Annotated in this window: 10 protein-coding genes and 2 pseudogenes; 9 read left to right on the top strand and 3 right to left on the bottom strand. The window is 69.2% G+C overall.

Annotated features, from left to right (window positions below; translation table 11 throughout):
- Positions 1-251: pseudogene (locus AB0M99_RS37050) on the bottom strand (hypothetical protein); the annotation flags it as partial.
- A gap of 10 nt (positions 252-261) precedes the next feature.
- Here AB0M99_RS37050 and AB0M99_RS37045 point away from each other — a divergent pair.
- The 7 genes from AB0M99_RS37045 (at position 262) to AB0M99_RS37015 (ending at position 7,152) form a co-directional block, all read left to right on the top strand.
- Entirely contained in the window at positions 262-2,310 is a 2,049-nt protein-coding gene (locus AB0M99_RS37045) for a hypothetical protein (protein ID WP_365928561.1), read from the top strand.
- A gap of 501 nt (positions 2,311-2,811) precedes the next feature.
- Entirely contained in the window at positions 2,812-3,432 is a 621-nt protein-coding gene (locus AB0M99_RS37040; RefSeq protein ID WP_365928565.1) for a hypothetical protein, read from the top strand.
- Positions 3,429-4,082 (top strand): hypothetical protein, encoded by a 654-nt coding sequence (locus AB0M99_RS37035; RefSeq protein ID WP_365928559.1) that lies wholly within the window; start codon positions 3,429-3,431, stop codon positions 4,080-4,082. The genes AB0M99_RS37040 and AB0M99_RS37035 overlap by 4 nt, the downstream gene beginning before the upstream one ends.
- A gap of 149 nt (positions 4,083-4,231) precedes the next feature.
- Positions 4,232-4,942: an IS6 family transposase gene (locus tag AB0M99_RS37030; RefSeq protein WP_365928563.1), complete on the top strand. Its 711-nt coding sequence runs from the start codon at positions 4,232-4,234 to the stop codon at positions 4,940-4,942.
- Between the two features lie 65 nt (positions 4,943-5,007).
- Positions 5,008-5,151 (top strand): hypothetical protein, encoded by a 144-nt coding sequence (locus AB0M99_RS37025; RefSeq protein ID WP_365928557.1) that lies wholly within the window; start codon positions 5,008-5,010, stop codon positions 5,149-5,151.
- 249 nt (positions 5,152-5,400) lie between these two features.
- Positions 5,401-6,222 carry a lipase family protein gene (locus tag AB0M99_RS37020; RefSeq protein WP_365928555.1) on the top strand — a complete coding sequence of 274 codons (822 nt, stop codon included), beginning with the start codon at positions 5,401-5,403 and terminating at the stop codon, positions 6,220-6,222.
- A 3-nt stretch (positions 6,223-6,225) separates the two neighbouring features.
- The gene (locus AB0M99_RS37015) at positions 6,226-7,152 is read left to right on the top strand and encodes an FAD-binding oxidoreductase (protein WP_365928553.1); all 927 of its coding nucleotides are present in this window, start codon (positions 6,226-6,228) and stop codon (positions 7,150-7,152) included.
- A gap of 49 nt (positions 7,153-7,201) precedes the next feature.
- On the opposite strand, the gene AB0M99_RS37010 is transcribed toward AB0M99_RS37015, so the two are convergent.
- Positions 7,202-7,705: a DUF4158 domain-containing protein gene (locus AB0M99_RS37010; RefSeq protein ID WP_365928551.1), complete on the bottom strand. Its 504-nt coding sequence runs from the start codon at positions 7,703-7,705 to the stop codon at positions 7,202-7,204.
- Between the two features lie 677 nt (positions 7,706-8,382).
- Between AB0M99_RS37010 and AB0M99_RS37005 the strand changes: the two genes are divergently transcribed.
- Entirely contained in the window at positions 8,383-8,778 is a 396-nt protein-coding gene (locus tag AB0M99_RS37005; protein WP_365928549.1) for a DUF317 domain-containing protein, read from the top strand.
- Between the two features lie 89 nt (positions 8,779-8,867).
- A complete protein-coding gene (locus tag AB0M99_RS37000; RefSeq protein ID WP_365928547.1) occupies positions 8,868-9,035 on the top strand; it encodes a hypothetical protein in 168 nt (55 codons plus the stop codon).
- A 317-nt stretch (positions 9,036-9,352) separates the two neighbouring features.
- Here AB0M99_RS37000 and AB0M99_RS36995 read toward each other — a convergent pair.
- Positions 9,353-9,556: pseudogene (locus AB0M99_RS36995) on the bottom strand (integrase core domain-containing protein); the annotation flags it as partial.
- Positions 9,557-9,717 lie beyond the last annotated feature (161 nt).

The raw sequence follows: 9,717 nt of genomic DNA, 5'->3' as shown, positions 1-9,717 counted from the left end.
ACCACGCCCCGCTCGAGCATCATCTCCTCCACCTCGCGGAAGGAGAGCGGGAAGCGGAAGTACAGCCACACGCAATGCGCAATGATCTCGGCCGGGTAACGGTGGTTCCTGTACGACGGCGACGCAGACGACACGAACCCCCACCCCTCCCGGACACCGACAACCCGAAGATCATCCCAGACGCCCGGACAACGTGACAGTGCCGAAATCCGGCGCAATGTCATCGACTCCGGCAACGGCAACGGAATCACGCTCGGCAGCGTGGTGTGGGTCGGGGCAGCAGACTTCCAGCTCCTTTCCCGGGATTGGTACGCCGTGCTCGCGCGGGCGGTGCGGCATCCGCCGTTCGTCGTGGTCGTCGACGACAGCGGCTGCCTGCACCTGGAACCGGGGGACGACGACAACCCCCCGCCGGACCTGGGCGATGGCGAGCCGCCCGTGCCGGTCTCCGAAGGACCCGTCACCGGCCTCCGCATCACCGGCAACCGCGTCCTGAGGATGGGAGGCAACGGCATCGCCAGTGTGCGCCGCCCGCGCGACACCCGCGGAGCCTGCCAACTGGAAGACGTGGTCATCGACGACAATCGGATCGAGCACTGCCTGCGCATCGAGGTCCGTGCGGCCCGCGATCCGGCCGCCGCCCTGCGCACGGGCTTCGGTGGGATCGCCCTGGACCGGGTACGCGGGCTCCTCGTGCGCGACAACCTCATCGCCAGCAATGGGTCGGACCACGATCACGCGGTGTGCGGCCTCTATGCCGCCGCCGTCGAAGGGCTGGTCGTCCGGGACAACCGGATCGAGGGCAACGGTCGCTGGTCCCGGCGCCCACTGCCCGGGCCCCGGGACGGCATCTGCCTCCCGTACGCCGTCCCGGACACATCGGATACGTCTGATGAGTGGGCTTCGCCGACCCGGCCGGCTGCCCGGATCGAGCGGAACCTGGTCTCCCACCCGTGCGGCCGGGCTCTTCTCCTGTGGGCCCTGGGCCCGGCGGCGGTCAGCGACAACATGCTGGCCGGGACGGCGATCCCGGCCATTCAGGTACGGGACGAAGTCCAGCCTGTCCGGGCCGGAACGAGCTCGGCCGACGCGTTCCGGAGGTGGCTGCCGCTGGCCGGCGAGGACCCCGCGCCGGCCGCGGCCCGGCTGACAGCCGCGCTGACCATCGTCGGAGGCGGGGCGGTCCTGATGCTCGGCTTGGCGACGGCACGGAACGCGGGCGACGCCGGCTTCCGGCTGCACGCGGCAGGCCTGGTCGGCCGGTACCCACTGTCAGCGGCCGTGTCCAAGGAAGGCACACCTCAGCCCGTGAGCGGACCACTGCTCTTCTCGGACAATCAGGTGTCCCTTGATTCCCGGGGGGCGCAGCGCGTGGCCACCACGGTCGCGATTGTCACTGGTGACGACCTGATGGCCTGCGACAACCAGGTGCGCACGGCCGACGACTTGGAGTCCCGCAACGCGAACACTTTCCTGGGCTGGTCCGTGCGAGCCACCGGCAACCGCTTCCGCGAGGCACCCGGGCAAGCCTCGCTCTCGGCTTACACCATGGGCGCCCTGAACACCACGGTTCTCAACCACAGCACCCACTGCGTGGCTGCCGCCGGGAAGGTCGTCGTGGACCACTCAAACAGCAGCGAGCTGGAGCTCACCTCCCAAGATCCCTGCACTCACGTCCGGACCAGTCTCGATCTCGTGCGGCTGATCGGCGCGATCCTTGAACAGGACGAGGAGGAAGGCAACGGGCGGGGCGACGAAGAGACCGACGCGCTCGGTGACGAGCTGGCCGGGATCACCGGTGCCGCCGATGCCCTGCGGGTAGCCGCTCTGCTGGCGGCGGCAGACGCGGACGCGCAACAGGCCGAGGGACTGGCCTTCGACCTGGCCCGCCTGGAGGCCCGGGACGGCGCCGAGTCGCCCACGGCCCGCGCGGCGCACGGCTGGAAGCGGGAACTCACCCGGCGCCGGTACACATCCCTCACGGAGGCGGGGCGCATCGCGGTCCCGCTGCCCCGGCCCGTGGAGGGTGCCCTGGTCATCCACGGCCGGGTGGTCGGCAAAGATGGCCGGGGCCTGCCGGACCTCACCGTCCGGGCCCGGACCGAGTCCACCCGCTCGGTTGCCACGACGACGGACGACGCCGGCGGGTACGCGCTCGCCGTGCCCGAGCAGCACCTGCCCGTACACCTCGCGGTGCTCCGGGGACGCACGGCACTATACGAGGAGGCCACGCCTGTGCCGGGCCAGGCGGGCGGCGCGACCTGGTGGGAGATCACTTTGCGAAACAACGCGAAAAAGACGCCTTCCTGAATCTCGTGAGGTGGTCAGTACAGCGGTAGCTGAGGGCGGCGTGGGCCGTGGTGTTGGCCGTCCTGCAAAGCTTCTGGTGGAGACGGATTTCTTGGTCGAAAACCCATCTGCCAGAGGCTTCGCCTGCCTGTCATCCCAACTACCCAGAACTGCCCATCGCGCGCAAGACGATCGGCTGGTGGCAGCGCCAGGGCCTACGGCACCTTTCCGGCGTATTCCGGCTGCAGACCCGGTACCGCGAACTACGCGAGTGGGGCCTGCACAAGTACAACCCGGCGCTCTTCGACCGCGACGAGGTCAACCGCGGCCTGGCCGACCCGAAGTCCGTGGGCTACCCCGAGCCTGCCCCCTCGCAAGCAGACTGCCAAGCGCTATGTCAGCGCCGCCTGCCCGGAGCGCACCGCGAAACTGCCCAGGTAGTGGGCCTGCTCCGAGCCCGATGCCAGCTGAAAGCTCGTGGCGGTGTAGCAGTGGGTCCGGCATCATCCCCATGTGATTGTGATGCAACCCGTTCTGGAGATCTCCGCAGCCGACGACTTCGCGCTCTGGCCTGTTCGCGAGCACGAGTCATATGGCTACCTCGTGCTGAACGGGGAGCTCACTCCGGCGGAGGTCGGCACGGCGGTTATGCAGATCGCCGACTGCAACGACTTCGAGCCGGAGGAGGAGCACGGGCCGTGCCCGACCGACCCGCTCGGCGCCTTCCTGCACGGCTTGCTCACCATGCCTGACTTGTTCGCCGCCGGCGGCTTCCGGGTGACCGACAACGCCACCGACATCGTCTTCGTCGAGCCGGGCTGCTGCAACGGCTTGGAGACCTGGCGCGACTGGCTGGAGGTGCTCAACGGCACCGGCTGCGCCTACTTCGGCCACGATCCGTCCTCGACGGCTGAACGTCTTGGCGACATCGTCCGGCTGACGCTCGACGCCCACGAGACGGACAGCAGCCCGGTGATCGAGCTGTCGGTAGACCAGATAGGCACGCTCGTCACCGGCGCCCAGCAGGATTTGCAGGACTTCCTCAGCCTTGCCGAAACCTGGGCTGAACAACACCTGCCGGCACACGCTGCCGCCGTCACTGCCGCCCTGGCACGGGCACTGGACCTGGTGCCTACATCATGACCAGCTTCGTGACCCACCGAGCTCGCGTGCACGACGCCCGGCTCCCTCTCCACCGGCGGCACAGCGCGTTGCGCACTTGCCTCACCGTTTTTGCTCCCTACGGCTTGCGGGCGACATACCACCACCTCACGCTCAGCGCGGCGATCCCCCGTCGGTTGGAGGCGGACCCGGACGCGCTGGCGCGGGCGGTGGAGGAACTGCACGAGGCGCGGGTGCTGTGGCTCGTGCGGGCAGACGAGTACGCAGCGCAGCGCCGGGCTGAGAAGCAGGCTGGGCGGCGGGCTGTACCGAACCCTCGGCCGTGGTGGCTGCAGAGTTGGTGGGAAAGCCCCGACCGGGCCTGGCTCGAAGACCCGTTTCGCCACCCGTCGCTGCGTCTGTCCGAGTACGTCCGGCGGCAGAACGCGATTTTGGACGGTGCTGATCCGCCCGGCTGCCCGGCTTGTGGGGATGAGGGACCACGAGTGCTGAGCTCGACCGGGCACGGTTGGGTCGAGCTGTGCCGTGGGTGCGCGCGGGCGCTGGCGCCATGTCCGTGCGGGCAGCGGCACCGGTTCGTGCCGGAGACCCCGTTCCACTGGAACGAAATCTGGCGACGGGCGCACATGAGCGATGACGGCACGCCGAACCCACATTGGCCTGCGGGCTAGCCGGTTGGGTGCGGCACGGGGGGCTTGAGTGTGGCTGATCAGCTGGGTGGTGCGCTCTTCAGATCGTTGCCCGCCGCGCGGTGCTGTCACGTTGTCGGCGGCGGTCTGGGATGATCTTCGGGTTGTCTATCCGGGGAGGGGAACCGCTCGTGTCGTCTGGGGCGCCGTCGTGCAAGAATCACCGCTACCCGGTGGAGATCATTTCGCACTGTGTGTGGCTGTACTTCCGTTTCCCGCTCTCCTTCCGTGAGGTGGAGGAGATGATGCTCGAGCGGGGCGTGATCGTCTCCTACGAGACGGTGCGCCGCTGGTGCCTGAAGTTCGGCCAGGCCTACGCCAACGCCCTGCGCCGCCGGCGCCCGCAGCCCGGCGACAAGTGGCATCTCGACGAGGTTTTCGTCAAGATCGGTGGGGTGCAGAAGTACTTGTGGCGTGCCGTCGATGCGGACGGAAACGTCCTGGACATCCTGGTCCAGAACCGGCGTGACAAGGCCGCGGCCAGGCGGTTCTTCCGCCGGCTCCTCACCACCACCGGGCAGGTCCCGAGGGTGATCGTCACCGACAAACTGAAGTCGTACGGGGCCGCGCACCGTGAGGTGATGCCCTCGGTGGAACACCGCTCTCACAAGGGGATCAATAACCGGGCGGAGAACTCCCACCAGCCCACCCGGCAGCGCGAACGGGCGATGAAAGGCTTCCGCAGCGTCGGCGGAGCGCGGCGATTCCTGTCCGCTTTCACCGGGATCTCAGCCCACTTCCGGCCCCACCGGCACCTGATGACCGCCAGCCGCCACCGCCTCGAAATGACCATCCGCTTCACCATCTGGAACCACATCACCGGCCTGCCCGCCACAGCCTGAACCACAGCCCCCTCAGGGCCTCGAGACACCCTGAAGCACCATCAAACGATCATGACGCCGACAATGTGACAACGCCGCTCCAGACCCTGCTCGCCGAGCTCGACTTCACGCCCCTGCCGCTGCCCTTCCAAAACGTCCACGCCCTCGGCGGGTCCTTCCACTGCGCCACCCTGGACCTGCACCGCGACCGCCGCGCGCGGCCGTCCTGAGATCCGGGCGGGTACGGGTGGGGCTGCCGTGCCCGTGGCCGGCCCCGGTCCGTTCGGGTGACGAGGGATCGTTCCTGCGCACCGGTCGGGGGAGTGGGAGCCGGGAACCGCACCGGCTCCCGGCTAGCGTCTGGTTGCCCGGCCGACCTGGGCCGGTGTTCCGGCACGCGACCGGGCCGGGCGGCATCCGTCCGTGCGATGCTCCGCGGACGGTCTCACGCACCACCCACCATGGCCGGGAGAGAAGCCGTGTCCGTACCGTCGACGATCGACCACACCGCCAGGAAGCACAGCCCCCAGCTCGCGTACTGGATGGTCCAGGCCGCCGACCTCGCCTACAAGGACGAGGCCACCATCGAAGCCAAGGCCCGAGGCTGGGGTTTCGACCGGGTGCGTCACCACCACACCCGGTTCACCCCGCCGTTCCCGCTGGAGGACACCCAGGCGTACACGATCGCCAGCGATAAGATGATCATCACGGGATTCCGGGGCACCGAGCCCGCACAGATCCGGGACTGGCTCTCGGACGCCACCACACCCCCGTGGCCGGGACCGGGCGGGACCGGCTACATCCACTACGGCTTCGGCCAGGCCCTCGACTCGGTCTTCCCCACCGTCAGGGACGCGCTCGCGGACTTCCGCGACGACGACCAGAGCGTATGGTTCACCGGCCACAGCCTCGGCGGCGCACTCGCGATGCTCGCCGGCTGCCGCATGTACCTCGAGGAGCCGCGCCTGCAGGCCGACGGCATCTACACCTACGGCCAGCCCCGCACCTGCGACCGGCTCCTGGCCGCCTCCTGCAACAAGGGCTTCAAAGACCGACTGCACCGCTACGTCAACAACAACGACATCGTCCCGCAACTGCCGCCCGAGCCCGCCTACACCCACGTCGACACCCTGCACTACATCGACGCGAGCGGCCGCATCCGCTCCTCCATGCCGCTGACGAGCGCACTGGGCGACCGGGTCAAGGGCGCCACCGCCGACCTCCTCGCCCCCGCCGGCGACGCCCTGCGTGACCACCCCATCAAGAAGTACGTCGAAGCCATGGCGAACAACCTCGTGTGAAGCGTGGAGACACCGACGCTCGCCCCGCGGTCCGCACGGCCGGGCCGGTACGGCGCGCCGACCGATGGCAGCCGCGACGGTACGGTCGCCGGCATGGGCCAGGAGGCGGAGTGGGCTGCTGCAGTGCGGGAGTGGCGCTCCCTGCTGGGCCGGGAGCACGTGGCGACCGCGGCCGAGGAAGGGGACCGCATCGCACGGGGCACCTTCCCCGGCGGCGCGAGGCCCCGTTGCGTGCTGCTGCCCGGACACCGTGACGAGGTGGCCGCCTGCTTGCGGGTCGCCCACCGCCGGAAACTGTCGGTACATCCGGTCAGTACGGGGCGCAACTGGGGGTACGGGTCCACCGGCCCGCGGCCGGGCGAGGCAGCCCTGCTGTGCCTGTCCAGGCTCGACCGGGTGGTGGACTTGGACGAGGAGCTCGGGGTCGCGACCGTGCAACCAGGGGTGACCTTCGGGAGCCTGGCCCGGTACCTGGCCGGCGCCGGCTCGAGCCGCTGGCCACCCGCCACCGGGGCGGGGGCCGACACCTCGGTGGTGGGGAACATCCTCCAGCGGGGCCTGGGCACCGGCGCCTACCGGGACATGGCGGCGCAGGTTCGGGCGCTCGAACTGGTGCTCCCGGACGGGAGCCTGGTCGGCACGCGCGCGCCCGGTCCGGTCGGAGACGGTGCCGAGGAGGGGCCGGGGCCCTCGGTGAACGGTCTGTTCCTGCAAGGCGGTCCCGCCGTGGTCACGTCGGTGGCGATGGCCCTCCACCCTGTGCCGCAGTGGCACCAGCGCGTGCTGTTCGGGCTCCGTACGGGAAGCCTCGCCGCAGTGGTCGACGAGGCACGGGACCTGCTCCAGCGCATCCCGGCCGGTCTGACGCTCGACCTCCGCAACCGGCCCAGGATCGCGGCACAGGGCGTTGTCACATTGTCGGCGTCATGATCGTTTGATGGTGCTTCAGGGTGTCTCGAGGCCCTGAGGGGGCTGTGGTTCAGGCTGTGGCGGGCAGGCCGGTGCTGCCGGTGATGTGGTTCCAGATGGTGAAGCGGATGGTCATTTCGAGGCGGTGGCGGCTGGCGGTCATGATCAGATCGGCTGGATTGTCCTTGGTCTGCACGGCCTCGAAGATCGCTGCTGCCGCCACCTCACGGGCCTTCTCCTGGTCATAGAACACACCGAGCCGCTCACGGATGACCGTGCGGTGGTGCCGCAGCATGCGGGCGGAGTCATGACTGGGCTCCACGCCCTCGCCCAGCTCCAGCAGACCGCGCACATGCCCGACCACCAGCGGCGGCACCTCGGCCAGGTCCGGGAAGTAGCCGAGCTTCTGGTAGCTCTTCAACAACACTACCAGCGCCAGCAGATGCCCATCCGTACGCGACTTGCCCCGCGCCCACGCCACTTCGGCGGTGGCCGGAGTGAACGACTCGTGCAGCTCGCGGGAAGTGATCGTGCGCTTGAACCGCGGGTACGCGGTACGTTCCACCGAAGCCATGCACGGCATCCTCCCGAGCCCTCGCCAGTATGGAACTCACATGGTGCGGCCCGAGACGCGCAGTACCCTCACGACCTGGCGTTTTGCTGGGACGCTGAACGCGCGGCATCACCCGTACGGAGCACCCCTCAAGGCTCTATTGCCTGTTTCCGGCGTACTCCGGCTGCCCTCCACCTACGTCGAGATGGCCTCCCGCATCCTCGAACCTGCCCTCCTCGCCCTCGCCGTCCTCGCCATCCGCGGCCCATCAAACGCTGACCACCCACCCCAGCACGTTCAGAAAGCTGAACACCCCACCGCTACCCACAGAACTCTTCCTCCCCAAGGCCGAGGAACCCCCGTGTCAGGCGAAGGAAACCAGCCTTCGGGTTGGGCACGGGTGGAAAATTTAAGCAGGCCACGGGTGGAAACCGTTGCCGACGAACCTGTTAGAAGCATGAACCTGGTGAAGCTGTCGGTCCTTACGGCCGTAGGCCATCCACCTGTGGTGACGGGCCAGGCCGGCGCGGCGTTGCCGCGTCAAGGGAGATGCGTCCCGGGTCCTTTACCGCCACCATTCCGGGGCGGTTTTGTTCTTTTTGAAGGCCGTTGATCTACGTCCGGAGTCGAGCTACGTTCCTGGTCGCCCGGAACCGGTGGACGGGAATTCCCGCCGGACGCGATGGAACGGAATTCACGTGACGACGTATGCACCCACGCTCTTGACGGACGACGGCGAACCCTCGGAGGCCCTCGACATCCTGGCCGCGGCCGGGTGGGAGTCGCACAGCGACCCCGCGGCCAACGTCCTGGTGGTCGCGCCGAACGGTCGGGTCCGGCTGCTCTTCCAGCCGGAGTCGATCGAGTACGCGAACACGGACGTGTTGTGGCGGGTCGAGGCGGTCGGCTTCGACGTACCCGCCGGGGACGGGCCGCGGGCCATCCCGGCCGCGCCGACACGATGGACGGCCACGTTCACCGGGGAGGTGCCGGTCGCGCTGATCGGCGCCTTCCTGGACCGCGTGGTCGCGCCGGTGACCGTCGACCAGCCGGCCGACACCGCCCGGCCCGAGGCCACGGCGTTGGGGGCCTGATAACCCCCGGTACCAACCTGGGGTCGGCCCCGCGGCATTCGGGGCCGACCCCAGGCCGCCATCGTAGACCGCACCCCCTGGAGGAAGTCGTGCCCGTGGATTCGTGGACGTGGGATCCGATCGTGGTGTGCAGCTGCGGCACGGGGGTGCTCGACAACGCCGGGGCGCGCCAAGGCCACACCGACGCCTGGCACTCCGCCCGCTACCCGGCGGAGTTCCGGGTCCCCGCACCCGCCCCCGCACGCACGCACCCGTGACGGTCGGGACCCCGCCCCCGCACGTACACCCCGGGCCCGGCCGCGATCGGCCCGGGCCTCGTGGCGAACCCGGTCACCACGAGGACCCCACCCGGCCGACCGGGGGAGCCGCCCGTCGGCGCCCGTAAGCACCGGGGGCTCCTGCAGCGCCCGCCCCGCGCCCGTCGGCGGGACGTGGCCAGGTGGGGGCGAGTGGGGGCAACTACGAGGTACGGCGCGGCCGAAGAGCATCAATCGGACATCCGGAGCGGCCCCGATTCGCTGGACGGCCTGTACGGCCCCCGTTTCGCTCGGGGGCCGTACAGGCGGTCCAGCGGCTAGTTGTACTGCCCCGTGAGGTTGGGGACGCGGCTGGCGGGAGGTAGACCCTTCAAAGCGGTGTGCCGCCGGTGGTGGTTGTAGTGATGCAGCCATGCAGGGAATGCGTCACGTCGATCCTGCTCGTTGAGGTATGGCCTGGCGTAGGCCCATTCATCGAGGAGGGTGCGGTTGAAGCGTTCGACTTTGCCGTTGGTTTGGGGGCTCAGGTGCCCCGAGGTTTCCGGACAGGGACCCAATAGGATCCCTGTGTAAGGAAACGAGAGGCACGACGTGGCACCACCCAGCAAGTACTCGCCGGAGTTCAAGGAAGAAGCGGTCCAGATCGCGCTCCGGTCCAGCAAGACCATCTCGGAGACGGCCC

This window comes from Streptomyces sp. NPDC051183 (assembly GCF_040682455.1).
Classification (GTDB): Bacteria; Actinomycetota; Actinomycetes; order Streptomycetales; family Streptomycetaceae; genus Streptomyces.
This window is presented reverse-complemented; position numbering and strand designations above follow the sequence as displayed.

Coding starts and splice junctions, on each gene's coding strand:
- AB0M99_RS37040 (WP_365928565.1), top strand. CDS start 2,812: ATGCAACCCGTTCTGGAGATCTCCGCAGCCGACGACTTCGCGCTCTGG.
- AB0M99_RS37035 (WP_365928559.1), top strand. CDS start 3,429: ATGACCAGCTTCGTGACCCACCGAGCTCGCGTGCACGACGCCCGGCTC.
- AB0M99_RS37010 (WP_365928551.1), bottom strand. CDS start 7,705: ATGGCTTCGGTGGAACGTACCGCGTACCCGCGGTTCAAGCGCACGATC.